14 protein-coding genes and 1 pseudogene are annotated in these 15,933 nt (G+C 34.8%); 6 read left to right on the top strand and 9 right to left on the bottom strand.

Features of this window, described 5'->3' with window-relative positions; genetic code table 11:
* The first annotated feature begins 95 nt into the window (after positions 1-95).
* The 4 genes and pseudogenes from Q3Y49_RS11080 to Q3Y49_RS11065 all read left to right on the top strand — a co-directional run bounded on the left by Q3Y49_RS11080 (position 96) and on the right by Q3Y49_RS11065 (position 7,250).
* Positions 96-3,152: a CHAT domain-containing protein gene (locus tag Q3Y49_RS11080; RefSeq protein ID WP_303268219.1), complete on the top strand. Its 3,057-nt coding sequence runs from the start codon at positions 96-98 to the stop codon at positions 3,150-3,152.
* A 66-nt stretch (positions 3,153-3,218) separates the two neighbouring features.
* Complete coding sequence (recJ, locus tag Q3Y49_RS11075; RefSeq protein ID WP_303268218.1) at positions 3,219-4,928, top strand: single-stranded-DNA-specific exonuclease RecJ; 1,710 nt, start codon at positions 3,219-3,221, stop codon at positions 4,926-4,928.
* Between the two features lie 65 nt (positions 4,929-4,993).
* Entirely contained in the window at positions 4,994-5,725 is a 732-nt protein-coding gene (gene lptB, locus Q3Y49_RS11070) for an LPS export ABC transporter ATP-binding protein (protein WP_303268217.1), read from the top strand.
* A gap of 3 nt (positions 5,726-5,728) precedes the next feature.
* Positions 5,729-7,250, top strand: a pseudogene (locus Q3Y49_RS11065) (GH3 auxin-responsive promoter family protein).
* 51 nt (positions 7,251-7,301) lie between these two features.
* Here Q3Y49_RS11065 and Q3Y49_RS11060 read toward each other — a convergent pair.
* The 5 genes from Q3Y49_RS11060 to Q3Y49_RS11040 all read right to left on the bottom strand — a co-directional run bounded on the left by Q3Y49_RS11060 (position 7,302) and on the right by Q3Y49_RS11040 (position 11,421).
* On the bottom strand, positions 7,302-7,913 hold the full coding sequence (locus Q3Y49_RS11060; RefSeq protein ID WP_303268216.1) for a porin family protein: 612 nt from the start codon (positions 7,911-7,913) through the stop codon (positions 7,302-7,304).
* A gap of 193 nt (positions 7,914-8,106) precedes the next feature.
* Entirely contained in the window at positions 8,107-8,703 is a 597-nt protein-coding gene (locus Q3Y49_RS11055; protein WP_303268215.1) for a thioredoxin family protein, read from the bottom strand.
* A 10-nt stretch (positions 8,704-8,713) separates the two neighbouring features.
* On the bottom strand, positions 8,714-9,196 hold the full coding sequence (locus Q3Y49_RS11050; protein WP_303268214.1) for a TlpA family protein disulfide reductase: 483 nt from the start codon (positions 9,194-9,196) through the stop codon (positions 8,714-8,716).
* 114 nt (positions 9,197-9,310) lie between these two features.
* Positions 9,311-10,471: a hypothetical protein gene (locus tag Q3Y49_RS11045; protein WP_303268213.1), complete on the bottom strand. Its 1,161-nt coding sequence runs from the start codon at positions 10,469-10,471 to the stop codon at positions 9,311-9,313.
* Positions 10,468-11,421 carry a porin family protein gene (locus tag Q3Y49_RS11040; RefSeq protein ID WP_303268212.1) on the bottom strand — a complete coding sequence of 318 codons (954 nt, stop codon included), beginning with the start codon at positions 11,419-11,421 and terminating at the stop codon, positions 10,468-10,470. The genes Q3Y49_RS11045 and Q3Y49_RS11040 overlap by 4 nt, the downstream gene beginning before the upstream one ends.
* A 37-nt stretch (positions 11,422-11,458) precedes the next feature.
* Here Q3Y49_RS11040 and Q3Y49_RS11035 point away from each other — a divergent pair, with 37 nt between their 5' ends.
* Positions 11,459-12,490, top strand: coding sequence for an RluA family pseudouridine synthase (locus tag Q3Y49_RS11035; RefSeq protein ID WP_303268211.1), 1,032 nt, complete (start codon positions 11,459-11,461; stop codon positions 12,488-12,490).
* A gap of 37 nt (positions 12,491-12,527) precedes the next feature.
* On the top strand, positions 12,528-13,064 hold the full coding sequence (locus Q3Y49_RS11030) for a hypothetical protein (RefSeq protein ID WP_303268210.1): 537 nt from the start codon (positions 12,528-12,530) through the stop codon (positions 13,062-13,064).
* On the opposite strand, the gene Q3Y49_RS11025 is transcribed toward Q3Y49_RS11030, so the two are convergent.
* From Q3Y49_RS11025 to Q3Y49_RS11010, 4 genes are all read right to left on the bottom strand, one after another.
* A complete protein-coding gene (locus tag Q3Y49_RS11025) occupies positions 13,059-14,216 on the bottom strand; it encodes a 1-acyl-sn-glycerol-3-phosphate acyltransferase (RefSeq protein WP_303268209.1) in 1,158 nt (385 codons plus the stop codon). The two genes, Q3Y49_RS11030 and Q3Y49_RS11025, sit on opposite strands and share 6 nt — an antisense overlap.
* A gap of 199 nt (positions 14,217-14,415) precedes the next feature.
* Entirely contained in the window at positions 14,416-14,769 is a 354-nt protein-coding gene (locus tag Q3Y49_RS11020; RefSeq protein WP_303268208.1) for a hypothetical protein, read from the bottom strand.
* 46 nt (positions 14,770-14,815) lie between these two features.
* Positions 14,816-15,265, bottom strand: coding sequence for an META domain-containing protein (locus Q3Y49_RS11015; RefSeq protein ID WP_303268207.1), 450 nt, complete (start codon positions 15,263-15,265; stop codon positions 14,816-14,818).
* 166 nt (positions 15,266-15,431) lie between these two features.
* A complete protein-coding gene (locus Q3Y49_RS11010; protein WP_303268206.1) occupies positions 15,432-15,908 on the bottom strand; it encodes a Riean_0653 family protein in 477 nt (158 codons plus the stop codon).
* Between the last annotated feature and the right edge of the window lie 25 nt (positions 15,909-15,933).

Raw genomic sequence — 15,933 nt, 5'->3', positions numbered from 1 at the left:
AAATTAAAAAATAATATTGTATAAATCCTAATTATTATTTTTTTATTGCTATTTATTTACGTTATCTTTATATCAACAAAATCTTTCATCAAATCATGAAAAAACGTTCATTTCTACTTTTAACTCTTTTATTTTGTTTTTTAACCACATTAAGTGCCCAAAATAATCATTCCGATCTCAACAGTAAGTTGGAGACCGCTTTTAATGAGGAGGATTACCAATTAATTATAAACAATGAAAATAAAATTCTCCAGCATAAAAATCAATATTCAGATTCCATCTCCGCTGAATTACTATACTTTCTTGGAGATTCATATTTAGTATATGACAGCTTAAATAAAGCATTGGAAATAATGCAAATGGAATTAGAAATAAGAAAACAACTTCCGAACGCAGATCCTGTATTAATTGCTGATATCTACAACAATTTATCATACTACCAACAACTAAACAATCAAATAAAATTAGCAAAATCAAATATTTCGAAAGCGGGGGAATTGTACGAAGAAAACCTAGGAACAGATAACATTGCCTATGTAGAAAGCAAAATCAAACTCGCTCAATTACAAGGGCTATTGGATGAGCACCGCAAAGCAATTGACATCTATGAAAAATTACTAAAGAATGATTTTGCCAAGGATAGATATTTTCAAATTATAAATAAAGAGTTGGGCTTATCTTATTTTGATTTAGGGTACTACACAAAATCTGAAGATATTTTAAAAGAAAATCTTCTGTTCGTAAAAGACAATTTCGGAAAAGAAAGCATCGAATATGTGGATGGTTTAGTAACATTAGCTATTCCCTATTATTCTCGTTCCAATTACTCGGAATCCGAATTGCTATATAACAAGGCGTTAGAAGCATTATCTAAAATTTCAGCCGATAAAATATTGGAGGATAATATAAAAAACAACTTAGCGGTACTGTATTGGAAAATCGGCCTCCATAACGAAGCTATCAATATATTTGAGGAAATAATTAGTGACGAAAAATCTCTAGAAAACGCTAGTAAACTAAGTAATTATGCACAAAATCTGCTTGTAACACACCAAAAAGAAAAAGCCATTGAACATTTCTCTAAAGCTCTGACCATTATAAAAGATATATTGGGTACAGATAGTGAATTGTACATCCGAGTGCAAAAAGAAAAAGCATTAGCCCTTAAAGAGAATAAAGCCCTCCACGAATATTATGAATTAATGAATCAAAGTTTCGTCACTTCAAAACAAGTATTAGAAAAAAGTAATCCAGAATATTCTAAATATGAATTGAACTGGGGTGTTGCAAATTTTAGAATTAATAATATTGATAAAGCGGAGCAGCATGTCAAATCTGCACACAAATTACGCTCGAAATACCTTAGCGAAAAACACCCTTTATATGCCGAAACAAGCAAAGAATTAGCTGAACTATCTTGGTATAAAAACAATCCTAAAAAAGCAAAAGAGTACTTCAAAGAGACTTTTAATAACTATTTTGCTCAGATTGAGGCCTATTTTCCAGCTTTAAGCGAGCAACAAAAAGCCAATTTTTATACTAATACGCTTAGGTCAACATTTGAAGAATTTAATTCATTTGCCATTGCCTATCACAAAAATGATCCCGAATTATTAGGAGATATGTATGATTATCAATTAGCTACTAAGGGCTTAATCATGTATGCAACAGCTAAAGCAAGAAAAAACATCTTAAATAGCGATAATCAAGAGTTAAAAGAAAAATATCAAAAATGGATTGCTACAAAGGAGCTTATTTCCCAATTGTATTCAATGTCGGAGGAGGAAGTTCAACAGCAAGAATTAAAGTTAGATTCACTCATTGAGGGCTCAAATGAACTAGAGAAGGAACTGAGTCGCGCTTCAAGTGATTTCTCTGATGCATATGCAGCCAAAAGCTACAACTGGAAAGATGTCCAGATGAAATTAAAGGATAATGAAGCAGCAATTGAAATGATCAGATTTAGGGAATTCACACCTGATAGTAGTGGACTCTTTAATGACAAGGTCAATTATGCTGCCTTACTTATTGATAAAAATTCCAAAAGTCCAAAATTAATCCTGTTTGAAAATGGATTAGAACTGGAGAATAGATACATCAAAAATTACAGAAATGCCATCCGATATAAGGTTAAAGACAAATATAGTTATGATTTTTATTGGAAGCCCATTGCAGAACAAACTCAAAAATATGAAAAAGTTTACTTTTCCCCTGACGGTATCTATAATCAAATAAGTATAAACGCATTGTATAATACCAATACTGAAAAACATGTTTTAGAAGAGCAAAATATTCAGTTATTAACCAATACTAAAGATTTAATCGCATATAGAGAAAGAACCCCTGACTCAAATATGGCATCTGCCCCTGCTCTATTTGGTTTTCCAAATTATAATAAAGGCATGCGTGAATCTGCAGAAGGCGGTGAAAATGTCGCCAGCGATATTGTAGAAAATGCAAGTCTAAACAGAGGACTGAGAGGCAGTTTGCAAAGATACATAAGAGGAAATTCATTGGTAACCTCCTTGCCAGGCACAAAAGATGAAGTAAATAAAATTCAATCTATTTATAGAGATAGTAAATATTCCGAACCTAATACCTACTTGGAAAATCAGGCTGACGAAAATCAATTGAAGCGTGTCAAAAACCCACGAGTTCTACATGTTGCTACTCATGGCTTCTTCCTGGAAGATAATGAAACCAGTAATACTGATGAGGAAGATAAATACAGCGAAAATCCTCTTTTAAAATCGGGCTTAATAATGGCTGGTGCAAATTCTTTCATTGCTACTGGTTTAAACGAAGAAGTGAGTCAAGATGGAATATTAACCGCCTATGAAGCTATGAATTTGGATTTAAACCATACTGAACTTGTAGTTCTTTCTGCATGCGAAACAGGACTTGGCGAATTAAAAAATGGAGAAGGCGTTTATGGTTTGAGAAGGGCTTTTCAAGTGGCTGGTGCTAATGCAATAATTATGAGCTTATGGTCGGTAGATGATGAGGCAACCCAAGAACTGATGACCGCTTTCTATGCAAATTGGATTAGTGGAAAAGATAAACTGACCGCTTTTAACGAGGCTCAAAAAACAATAAAAGAAAAATATGAATCTCCATTCTATTGGGGTGCTTTTGTAATGGTAGGAGAATAAATTTTATTTAAAAACTATTTCCGCTGGAGGCTTAGAATTGTATCGAAGCCTTTTTAATTTTACATCATGCCCAAAGAGAAAAAATGGATTATAGCAGCCGCACCTTCACTCAAAAAAGTTGATGACTTAAGTAAATCAATAAATATAAACCCTATCCTGTCTAAAATATTGGTGTCTAGAGGCATTACAAATTATGAAGATGCCAAGAAATATTTTAGACCCTCTATAGAAGATTGCCACGACCCATTTCTCATGAAGGATATGGACGTAGCTACCCAACGATTAGTAAAAGCCATTGACGAACAAGAGCCTATTCTTGTTTTTGGAGACTATGACGTAGACGGCTCAACATCCGTTGCTATGATGTTCAGTTTTCTTAAAAATTATTGCGAAAACTTGTACTATTATATACCAGATAGATATTTAGAGGGTTATGGCATTTCTACCAAAGGTATTGACTACGCACATGAAAAAAATTGCAAACTTATTATTGCTTTGGACTGTGGGATTAAAGCCATGGATCAGGTTAGGTATGCCAATTCAAAAGCTATAGATTTTATCATTTGTGATCACCACAATCCTGGCGAAGCCTTACCAGAGGCCATAGCAATTCTAGATCCAAAAAGGCAAGATTGCAAATATCCATATAAGGAACTATCAGGTTGCGGTGTTGGCTTTAAACTCATTCAAGCCTACTGTATTCAAAAAGGAATTCCAGAGCATCTTGCTTTCGAATTACTTGATTTAGTAGCTATCAGTATTGCAGCAGACATTGTTGAGGTCACTGGTGAAAACAGAATATTGGCTTATTATGGTCTAGAGAAAATAAATTTCAATCCAAGACCAGGTATAAAGGCACTACTGGCAGCATCCGGATTAAAAGAAAAAATCACCATTTCTAATTTAGTTTTCCAGTTAGGTCCGAGAATAAATGCTGCTGGTAGAATAGATCACGCTCATTTAGCAGTTCAATTGCTGACTTCTATTCACGAAGATCAAGCCTTAATTATTGCTGTGGATATATCGAAGAAGAATAACACTCGAAAAGACTTTGATCAAAGCATAACCTCTGAGGCATTGAGTTATATAGAAGAAAGCAGTGAATTATTAACGGCAAAAAGCACAGTGCTTTTTAATAAAAATTGGCATAAAGGAGTAATAGGAATTGTTGCCTCCAGATGCATTGAACAGCATTACCGCCCCACTATAATCATGACAGAATCTAACGGAAAAGCAACAGGTTCTGCTCGCTCAGTTGACGGATTTGATCTTTATGCTGCCATCGAATTATGTCAAGAACATTTGGATCAATTTGGGGGCCATAAACATGCAGCAGGTTTAACACTTTCTATCAACAAAATCCCTGATTTTTCTGCTGCCTTTGAAAAAGCCGTGCAAAGCAGCATAACAGATGATCAACTAATACCTAAAATAAACATCGATAGCTATATTAATATTGATCAAATTACTGAAAAGTTTTATTCTATCCTGAGCCAAATGGATCCCTACGGTCCTGGAAATATGCAACCTGTTTTTGCCACTAGAGAGCTAGAGCTCTTAGGTTCACCCGTAATCCTAAAAGAAAAACACCTTAAACTACAAGTGAAAAATAAAGATGGTCGGCAGAAGATAACTGCTATAGGATTCGGTATGGCGCCATATAAATCACTGATTTTGGACTCAAATGGCTTTGAATTGGCATATACTATTCAAGAAAACCACTTTAACGGGACAAAATCTTTACAGCTTTATCTAAAAGATATCCGCATTCACTAAATAATTTCGTTAATTTGCTGATTGGGTATGTTTGTTGCTTATAGCATCGAAACAAAAAAATAAAAATGATATTAAAAGCTGAAAATCTTGTAAAAATCTATTCTAAGAGAACTGTGGTAGACCATATTTCTGTGAGTGTTGAACAAGGTGAAATTGTGGGACTATTAGGCCCGAATGGAGCTGGAAAAACAACATCTTTTTATATGATTGTCGGATTGGTGAAACCGAATTCAGGTGAAATCTTCCTAGACGATCAAAATATCACCAGTTTGCCTATGTATAAACGAGCAAAAAAAGGTGTGGGATACTTGGCACAAGAGGCTTCTGTGTTTAGATCATTGACTGTGGAGGAGAACTTAATGGCTGTTTTGGAAATGAGAAAAATCAGCAAGGAAGCAAAAAAAGAGAAAATGGAAAGCCTGCTGGACGAGTTTAGTTTGAATCACGTTCGGAAAAATAAAGGAATGGTGCTGTCTGGTGGAGAAAGAAGGAGAACAGAAATTGCACGTGCCCTGGCGATGGATCCAAGTTTCATTTTGCTAGATGAACCATTTGCTGGTGTTGACCCAATTGCTGTAGAAGAAATTCAAGCGATTGTAGGTCAACTGAAAAATAAAAATATTGGAATATTAATTACTGACCACAATGTAAACGAAACGCTTTCCATTACTGATAGAGCCTATTTGATGTTTGAAGGTAAATTATTGAAAGCCGGGACTGCTGAAGATTTAGCAAATGATGAACAAGTTAGAAGGGTATATTTAGGAAAACATTTCGAATTGAAACGAAAACTATAAACAATGGAATTCCTTCACTCTATAATGACCTGGGTTATGAAGAAAAGAATTCACGAAGTGGAGCTTTTCATGAAATACCCTAATGAAGTGCAAAGTGAAGTACTACAAAAGCTTATTTATAGAGCTAGGAATACGAAATTTGGTCAAGAGTATAAATTTGAGGAACTAAAAACATTCGGAAGTTATCAAGAAAGAGTTCCGTTACACACCTATGAGGAATTATTCCCATACATTGATCAATTATTAAAAGGCGATCAAAATATTCTTTGGCCTACCGAAATCAGATGGTTTTCAAAATCATCTGGCACTACAAATGATAGAAGCAAGTTTATACCCGTTTCAGACGAAGCATTAGAAGATTGTCATTTTAAAGGCGGCAAAGATTTATTATCAATCTATCTGAACAACAACCCTGAATCACGGCTTTTCACAGGGAAAAATTTAAGTATTGGGGGAAGCCAGCAGGTCAACCAATTTGATAATAACTCCAATTCGTTTTATGGGGACGTTTCTGCAGTGATTATGAAAAATCTTCCATTTTGGGTTCAAATCATTAGAACTCCTAGCTTAGAAATTGCATTGATGGATGAATGGGAAGGGAAGATTGAAGCTATGGCTAATGCCACCATGAAGGAAGATGTTACTAGTCTGACCGGTGTTCCAACCTGGACTGTGGTTTTACTTCAAAGAATCCTTGAACTTAGTGGGAAAGAGAACATTTCAGAGGTTTGGCCGAATCTGGAATTATTTATTCACGGGCCGTTTCTTTCGTACCCTACGAACCGCTATTTAGAGATTTGATAAAATCTCCAAAAATGAATTATGTGGAAACCTATAATGCTTCTGAAGGTTTTTTTGGTATTCAAGATGAATTGAATTCTGACGAAATGTTGCTGATGCTGGATTACGGCATTTTCTATGAATTTATTCCATTAGAAGATTCACATCAAAAACAACCTAAGACGATTCGGCTTGATCAAGTAGAACTGTATAAAGTATATGAAATTGTCATTAGCACCAATGCTGGCTTGTGGCGTTATAGAATTGGAGATACTGTACGGTTCACTTCTTTAAACCCATATAGAATAAAAATCAGTGGAAGGACCAAGCACTTCATAAATGCATTTGGTGAAGAACTAATGATTGAAAATGCTGAGAAAGCACTTGCATCAGCTTGCAATAAAACTTCAGTTAGTATTGATAATTTCACAGCAGCACCTAAGCATCTGCAACAAGGAAAACGAGGAGCTCATGAATGGGTAATAGAATTTGCAAAAGAACCCGATAATATTGAGGAATTCTCCAAAATTTTAGATGATGAAATCAGAAAGATAAACTCTGATTATGATGCGAAGAGATATAAAGATATCGCTCTACATTGCTTGGTGATTCATAAAGTTCCACAAGGCACTTTTTATGAATGGATGAGAAAAAGAGGCAAACTAGGGGCCAAAATAAAGTTCCTAGATTATCCAACAGCAGAAAATATTTGGATGATTTGTTGGAGATGGTCGTAGAAAAATAAAAAGCACAGCTTGTGGTTGCTGTGCTTTTCAAAATACCTTCTGATGAAATTTTAGAATTCAAATCCAATAAAAAACTGTAATACTGAATTCTTTCCATTGTCTAACCCATTTCCATCCGGTGCTACATCAACTAAGCCATAGTTATATCTGACACCGGCTGTACCTCCAGAAAAGTCAAAGCCTACTCCTGCAGCTACACCATAATCGAAAGTATTAAAATCATCCCTATCATACTCCTCTACACTATTAATACTTCCATCTCCATCAACATCTTTAACTTTCACTGCGATCAAACTCGCAATATACGGACCCGCACTAAAATACAGATTCTCACCAACATGTATATTAGCTAATACAGGTATTTCAACATATGATAAATTGTATCTATACTTTCCACTACCTGTAAAAAAGCCTCCATCATAGTTGATCTGTGAGCCCTTTAGACTATAATTAATTTCAGGTTGAATACTTACTTGATCGGAAATACCTTTACGAAAATAAACACCAACTGCAAAACCTGGCTTCGTATTTTCATCATTGACCTCATCCACATACAAATTAGATAAGTTTAAGGAAGCTCTGATACCGCTTTGATCCGATTGAGCATTAACAAAAAATGAACTTAGAATTAAAAATGGTAATACTAAAATTAGTCTCTTCATTTCAAAAAAAATATTTGGTTATGTTGCTATTAAGCGGATTCTATCAAGTTTAGTTACAAACACTTATATACTTCTCTTTTTCTCTTTCTCATTTGGTGAATAGAGACATATTCTCAAAGCAGCTGATTATCAACGAAAAAAGCCAGTTTCGCAACCAGCTTTTTCCCTCAGTTCTAATTCAAAAATAATCTGATCAGGAGGCCCATTTTATAGTACATCCTATGGCTTTTGTTTTCTTTTCTGGAACCTCAGTGCCAGATAATACTGCATCAACTGCATCCTCCACATATTTTTTATTTGCAGCCTCAGCGGATTTTGTATTATTGTCAATTGCACCAATATATTTCACGGTTCTATTAGCATCTAAAACATAAACATGTGGTGTATTGGTGGCCCCATAGGCTTTTGTGATTTCCTGAGTTTCGTCATAAACATAAGGGAAAGGAAATCCCTTTTCTTTTGCTCTTACAACCATTTTATCAAAAGAGTCTCTCGGAGATTTCTCATCATCGTTCGGATTGATAGCAATTACCGGAATACCTTTACTGGCGTACTTTTCATGAAGCTCAATGATCCTGTCTTCATAGGCTACTGAATAAGGACAAGAATTACAGGTGAATATAATCATAAAGCCCTTAGCCTCTACATACGATTGCATCGAAACCATTTCTCCATTTACATTTTTAAGAGAAAAGTCCGTTGCTTTATCCCCAAGCTCGTATCCCCCATTTTTAAAACTAAAAGCCACCAAAGCGATCAGTACTAATGATAATCCAATTAACTTTTTCATAGCGGTATATTTACAGTTTTTGTTTGATTAAATTTTCCAGTTCACCTTCGTGAAACTCTTTCTCATAAAAGTATTTTTGTCCATCTTTAATAATAAGAGTAGCTGGAATCGCTCCAGACCATTCAGGAGATACTTTGTCAATCCATGAATTATAATCCAAATCATCAATAAGATATAATCCATCTGGATTCAAACCTTTCTTTTGAGCAAATTTTTCAGCCTTAGTGGCATTTTCCGAAAAATCAATGCTCATATACACGAATTCAACATCTGAAAATTGCTTTTGAGCATTTACAAAATAAGGAAGTTCTTTCACACATGGTTTACACCAAGTGGCCCAGAAGTTTATCACAAGTAATTTATCAGCATCCGATTGATTCATAATATCCTCTAATTCTGGGACCTTTATGATTTTTATGTCACTATTTTGAGCATTAGCATGATTAGTACTAAAAAAGCCAATGATTAAAAGAATAAGTCCTATTTTACTCATAGTCATTAAAAACGATATCTTCTTTAAAATGTTGAAATTCAGTATTTAAAAAATGAAAAATAGTAGCTTCCGCATTATTTATGACTTGTTGGTATGATCATTTCAAGAAAATGATTACAACATTTCTAAAATCTCATCTTTAGGAATTTTCGATAAGTTAATCCTATTCTTAGCACCTGCAATGGTGATCTTACTAAGAATAGTCATCCCTTCATCTCTCGTAGGAATGATCTCTACTACCTCTAAAGGATCAATTCCGCCAATATATTTTATTGCAACTTGCTCACCTGAGGCAAAATCATAAAAATTCAGTTTAATTCGACCATCTAGAGTAGAGTATGCATTCACAAGATAATTAGTGGTACTTATGGGAATTACTGCGGATATAGCACTTTGAATTCTCAATCTATCTTGCATCAGCTCACCCTCTAATGTTTGTAATGAAACAGAATCGTTCACAATAGGCTGGTAGGTATTAACAAAATAAGCTTGATTACTGAAAACGTAATTGAAAGAAAATAATGAATTTCCATATGATAAGGCAGAATTAATATAGTTTGATGCAGAACTACTAATTTTACCAGTCTCAATTCCTTGTTCGTTCGTAAAAGTCATATCTAAGTTTCCCTCCCTGAGTGAGTTGAAATAAATTACTGATCCTGCATTGTAGGCTCCAACAAAAAATTCAGCATTATTAGCATTTTGGAAAGCTTCTAACTGTTGATGTGCATTTTTAGTATCGTCATATTTTCTAGCCCATTCCATTGCAAAACCATCCTGTATTTTACTTAAAATAGTTCCCGTAGTATCATTGTAAGTTAAGAGCAAATAGGTATCTGGCGTTAGAATGTTGAATGCCAAGGGTTTTCGATATGCAGTGTAAGATCGCAAGGCTTCTACGGTTTGTTCCAATTCATTTATTTCAAACAAAGTAGCTGTAAAATCCGGTTGGCTACTTCCAATAAAATAATAATTATCACCTTGCCTGATCAAATTGGGCACTGCTTTCACAAATTGAGGCTCTAGCTCCTGACTCCATTGAAAATCTCCTCTATTATTTACTTTCAGCACAAATATAGATTCATTAGCTAATGCTGATAAAATAAGAAACCCGCCATCATCAGTTTCAATTACATCTAGAGGATTATAATCTGACCCTTCTTTGGGACTATCAAAAATGCTGTTAAACTTTTCCGTTGGGGTAAATTCGATTACATCATCATCGCAAGCGGCAAGTAAAATAAAAGCTGATATGATGATACTGATCCTTTTCATATCTCAACTGGCATAAATTCTTTCTTATTCAAGTATTTCAATGGAAATATGATTCCTATTAAGGCTTCTACAGACTGAAAACTAAAATCGTCCATCACATCATAAGCTTCATTTTGAAGATTATCATTAGCATATCGTGCATTTTGATTATTTGCATTGCTCAAGCCCTGCCTGAAATTTGCTTCGGCAGTAATATAAAAAGTACTCACTCTAAACCTTGCACCCCCTCCTAGGAAAGCTCCAGCAGTAAAAGGAGACATAATAGATTTTATATCTTCGTTTTTATTAAATTCTTGACTTTCTATACCATCTTGAGTGGTGAATTTAGAATATTCTTTGTCGGCATTAATTAACACGGAAAAATTTAAGCCCACTTGTACAAAGGGTATAATAGGCGGAACTGTTGGTTTTCTATTCTGTTTATCCCAAAAACGGCTGTTGACTCTTCGGAACATAAACCTAAAAAAAACAGGTACATCCAAATAATTAAGATCATGATTATGGATGAAATTTACACTTCTTGTTGAACCAGGTTGCGACTGGGTGTATTGAAACCGAATTTGATTTACTGACGCATTTGCACCCAAAACTAGTCGCTGGTCAAATTGATACATAAAGGTCAGCCCATAAAGAACTCCAATATTTTCTACATCTTTATATTCTTTATCGTAGAGACCTTCATCTAAGCTTGTGGTAGGCTTAATCAATGAATAGCGATTAATAACATTTACCATATTGTAATTCGCACCTGACCGAACTCCAAAATAGACCTGAGATGTTTTAAATGGATTTTTATTTAATTTATCCCAAATAGATTGTGCCTGACAAACTACCGTTGAAAGCAATAAAAATATACTTACAATATATTTTAACATCATTTTATAATCATACACCACAATAAATATCTCACTTTTTAATCTTCCATCAAAATAAATGATATGTTCGTTCACACTATCTTTTTATTAACTTTGTAGGCTTAAGGAAATTATGCAAGAAGATATAGCACAAAACGAACAAGAAGATGATGGATTGTTTGAACATCATCAAATTACAGTTGATCCCAAGCAGGATCTGTTGAGAATAGATAAATTCTTAATGGACAGGCTCCCAAATGTGACCCGCAATAAGGTGCAAAAAGCTATTAAAGATGGTTTTGTGCAGGTAAATGGGGAGACCATTAAACCGAATTACAAAGTGCACCCCAATGATATTATTCGGATTGCCCTACCTGAGCCTCCTAGAGACACGGATGTAAAACCTGAAAACATTCCACTAAATATAATTTTTGAAGATCCCGATTTTTTAATTGTAAACAAAGAAGCTGGCATGGTGGTACATCCTGCCCATCAAAATTGGGAAGGAACTTTAGTCAATGCTTTAGCTTACCATTTTCAAAATTTACCAGAAATGGAAGGGAATGATGGCAGACCAGGCTTGGTTCATCGAATAGACAAGGATACTTCAGGGCTTTTGGTGATAGCCAAAAATGAAAAATCCATGACGCATTTGGCAAAACAATTTTTTGACCATAGCATTGAAAGAACCTATTACGCCTTAGTTTGGGGTGATGTGGAAGAGAATGAAGGTACAATCGATGTAAACTTGGGCAGAAGCTTCAAGGACAGGAGAATTACTGACGCATTTCCTGATGGTGATTTTGGCAGAACGGCTATCACGCATTACAAAGTTTTGGAAAGATTAAGATATGTAACGCTTATTCAATGTAATTTAGAAACTGGTCGTACCCATCAAATTCGAGCCCATATGAAGTATATTGGACATCCTTTGTTTAATGATGCTACTTATGGTGGTGACAGAATTTTAAAAGGAACTCAGTTTTCCAAGTACAAGTCATTTGTGGATAATTGCTTTAAAATAATTCCAAGACAGGCTCTACACGCCAAATCCTTAGGTTTTAATCATCCATCGCAAAACAAGACCGTTAACTTTGATTCTGAATTACCTCCAGATTTTATTGAGGTCTTAGAAAAATGGAGACATTATATCCAATTTCACTAATCTTCCGTAGGTAGAAGTAAACCAAATGTATTATTTCATGAAGATTATTTTTTCAATTTTAATTGTTGCAGCTTTATTTTTTAGTGGTTGTGATATTCAAGACAGTATTGATAAAATCACCACCTTTACTATTACTAATTCCGCTGAGTTTACAGTTCCTTCTTCTTCAGGAGTAAACCTGCCAATTGATCTAGGAACTCCAGATGTAAGCACTTCTTCTCAACAAAGTTTTGAGAATAATAATACTCGTGCAGATTTAGTGGAAAATGTGAACTTAAGCGAGCTGAAGCTAACAATAACTAGCCCAAACGATAGGGATTTTTTCTTTTTGAAAAGTTTAGAAATTTATATTTCAAATGAAAGTGAGGGCTCAACCTTGATTGCTGAAATTCAAGATGTACCTGAAAATGCAGGAACTGAATTAGATTTGGAGACCACAGGTGCCAATTTGGATGAATATATTAAGGAAGATAGTTATGACCTACAATATGAAATAGTGACAAGGGAAACCATGAATTCAGATACCGAGATACGATCTGATATGGTATTTGAGGTAAAAGCTAAAGTATTATAAATCCCTCTCGATCATTCCCACCACTTTCAATTTATTTTTTATAGGGTTGGCATACATAGCCAATAAGGGATCTTTCAATTCATTAAAATTAGCAGAAAAAGCTTGGGCTTGCTTCCTTAGGTAGGCTTCAAATTTTTCTACTTCTTCTTTTGTATAACGATCAGCGAAACGCTTTTCATATAACCAATCATACGCAATAAAATTATTGGGCCAAAGCTTATAGCTTTTGTGTACTCGCTCATCAATCAAATCAGCCAAAGCCTGCATTTGATCATTTTTATTTCTGATTTCACGAATTTCCCTTAATTTCTCATCTACTATTTTTCCTATTGAAATATGAACCCTTCCTTTCACTCCTGTTATTCCGGCAATCATACTTTGCAAATCATCTTCAGGCGTTTTCTCTTTAGATTTGCCGGCTAATTTGGAAGCTATCTCTCTTGCTTTCAAAACATCGCAAGGATCATATTCATAGGAAATCGCCATTGGAGCTATTCTTAAAGGAGCATAATTTTCATAGAAATCTTTTTCTCCGCTTAAACCAATCATTTTCAGCAAGCCTTGTTGTGTTTGATCGTCTCCATTTTTGGTTCTACCCTCGCGCTGTGCAATCCAAATGGAGGTCTTTCTCTCCAAAATGGTATGTCGAATATAAGACGACAAAGTCTGTGAATAAGAATACATTTCCCTTGGCGGGATATTTCTATTAACTATAAAATTTTTATTGAGTTTAGCCAAATCGGTCACCCACTGATTCACCAATAGATTATTACCTATAGCTACTTCTGTTGTATCTATCCCTAATTCAAAAAGCAATACATTTAAAATGGTAGAGTCCAACACAATATCCCTATGGTTGGAAATAAAAAGATAAGATTTATCTGGATTGATTTTATCAAAACCATCGTGAGAAATGCCTTCCGAACTATTATCTAATACGCTACGAGCAGTCGGATACATCATTACTTTTTGGAAATCCTTGACATTATGTACATCTGCCAATGCTCCCTTCAATTGATCCACCGACTTATCAGGAAAAACTCTTTGGACAACTTTATCAAAAAATGGATGCTGTATCAAGCGCTGAACGGCTTCATTCACCTCTGAGTCATTATAAGGTCTAATCGAATCAAATGCTTCCAAATACTCCATAGATAAAAAAATGTAAACACGAAATAAGCGAATTTTATGATAAAAACCGTGATTTTACGAAAAAAGGCGGAAAAAGTCGTATTGCACGATAAAATTAAGAAAATTGACAGGATAATTAAAGTAACTTACTCAATCGGGAGTGGTGGTCTTCATGTCTAATTATCTCAAATAATCAACTCTTGAATAACACGGGTGAACTCTACAGCTTTTCGATTTCAACTATTTCAATTTCCCTATAACCAGGATCTCTCCAGCCACAAAGCCGATTTGATTCCAAAAAATTATAGCTCAATACAACTTCAAGGCTTTCTATCATAAAAGCAGAATCTAAGTTAACAGGCGCTTGAAATTCTTGATCGATTTGAATTAACCATCCACAGCCATCAACTGCAGGACTCCCATCAAAAACAATACGAGCTGACACATCTTCGTGCTCGGGTGGGACTTCATCAATGGGAGACTGATTGTCGCAACTCATCACAAATAGTGCAAATAAGAAAAATATTAAAATACGCAAAGAGGCGATAGGAGTAGCAGACTTTAATTTCTTCATATGACTGTCAATTTGTAATTGCTTTTATATAAATTTAGAAATGAATTCACTCTTTTGGCAAAAAATGCATGGTATCATTACCTACATAGTTTAAAATCAACTCATTATCTTCAATCGTGTATGGTATAGCAAGGGCTTCACCATTCCAACTATGTCTTAGTGCATCATTAAAGCGCTCTTCCCATTCTGTGGTTGTAATCTCTGTCACAGCAGCATCCATTAAAATTAATTGATCACCTTCGACTTTGAATTCGCCATGCTCAATGAAATTATTACCTGCCATCCCTTCATAGGTACCATCTGCTTTAAAATTCCAATATACAGGCTTGCCGTCATTGGGGTCATCAATCCGGCCTTTTTCTTCAGTTTGGTAATAGGCCAACTGCCAAGAACCAATTGGTTCTTTGGAATTTTGTATGGGATCTTCCTCGTCACAACCTGTTCCAGCAAAAAGCACTGAGCAAATCATTAAAATAATTTTCGCTAGATTTTTCATAATTTAATGTTTTAGTTTATTAAAAATTTATTCTTCTTCGTTTAATCTACTCCAATTAATATCAAAACGGCCATCGGTTACTGAAATAGTATCAGAAAGTGGATCAGATTCTTTTATTACATCAAATTCAAATGTTCCTGAGATAATTGTATTGATGGTATCATACCTATCGATTACAATATCCCCCCCCCCCTTCGAAGGACAGGTATCTTTTTCCAGCAGTTTCCCCATCGTATGAAATTACAATTGCATGATTTGGGCTATTATTTTCATAAGGAGTACTACCTGTACTGTTTCCTAACTCATATTCACCTTCTACTTCTAGCTCTGGGATATATAAAAAAATATAATCCCCACCTTCATCTTGCGCATTCAAAACTCTAATAAAAAAATAACTTTTAACAGGGTTTTCACCAGCATGTGGATTTCCTGCAATTAACCCCTTCCTAGAACCCACAAATAAACTCGGATCACCGTCCTTCGGCACTAGAACCTCCCCATCAATTTTGCAACCGAAAGTATTCAAGCCTTCTTGTGTGATGGGGGGAAGTTCATCTTCCACTTTTATATCTTCTTTTTGGCAAGAAGAGGCTATTAAAATAAAGGCTAAAAGGATAAGTAAGTAATTGAAATGACTTTTCATATTGCTAGGTTTTGATTTCATTATT

The sequence above is a fragment of the Marivirga harenae genome (assembly GCF_030534335.1).
Taxonomy (GTDB): Bacteria; Bacteroidota; Bacteroidia; order Cytophagales; family Cyclobacteriaceae; genus Marivirga; species Marivirga harenae.
The sequence above is the reverse complement of the archived record's forward strand: the minus strand, read 5'-3'. Positions and strand labels throughout refer to the sequence as shown.

What these genes read in the sequence shown, in the direction of transcription:
- Q3Y49_RS11080 (WP_303268219.1), top strand. Translation starts at nt 96, where the DNA reads ATGAAAAAACGTTCATTTCTACTTTTAACTCTTTTATTTTGTTTTTTA.
- recJ (WP_303268218.1), top strand. Translation starts at nt 3,219, where the DNA reads ATGCCCAAAGAGAAAAAATGGATTATAGCAGCCGCACCTTCACTCAAA.
- lptB (WP_303268217.1), top strand. Translation starts at nt 4,994, where the DNA reads ATGATATTAAAAGCTGAAAATCTTGTAAAAATCTATTCTAAGAGAACT.
- Q3Y49_RS11060 (WP_303268216.1), bottom strand. Translation starts at nt 7,913, where the DNA reads ATGAAGAGACTAATTTTAGTATTACCATTTTTAATTCTAAGTTCATTT.
- Q3Y49_RS11055 (WP_303268215.1), bottom strand. Translation starts at nt 8,703, where the DNA reads ATGAAAAAGTTAATTGGATTATCATTAGTACTGATCGCTTTGGTGGCT.
- Q3Y49_RS11050 (WP_303268214.1), bottom strand. Translation starts at nt 9,196, where the DNA reads ATGAGTAAAATAGGACTTATTCTTTTAATCATTGGCTTTTTTAGTACT.
- Q3Y49_RS11045 (WP_303268213.1), bottom strand. Translation starts at nt 10,471, where the DNA reads ATGAAAAGGATCAGTATCATCATATCAGCTTTTATTTTACTTGCCGCT.
- Q3Y49_RS11035 (WP_303268211.1), top strand. Translation starts at nt 11,459, where the DNA reads ATGCAAGAAGATATAGCACAAAACGAACAAGAAGATGATGGATTGTTT.
- Q3Y49_RS11030 (WP_303268210.1), top strand. Translation starts at nt 12,528, where the DNA reads ATGAAGATTATTTTTTCAATTTTAATTGTTGCAGCTTTATTTTTTAGT.
- Q3Y49_RS11025 (WP_303268209.1), bottom strand. Translation starts at nt 14,216, where the DNA reads ATGGAGTATTTGGAAGCATTTGATTCGATTAGACCTTATAATGACTCA.
- Q3Y49_RS11020 (WP_303268208.1), bottom strand. Translation starts at nt 14,769, where the DNA reads ATGAAGAAATTAAAGTCTGCTACTCCTATCGCCTCTTTGCGTATTTTA.
- Q3Y49_RS11015 (WP_303268207.1), bottom strand. Translation starts at nt 15,265, where the DNA reads ATGAAAAATCTAGCGAAAATTATTTTAATGATTTGCTCAGTGCTTTTT.
- Q3Y49_RS11010 (WP_303268206.1), bottom strand. Translation starts at nt 15,908, where the DNA reads ATGAAAAGTCATTTCAATTACTTACTTATCCTTTTAGCCTTTATTTTA.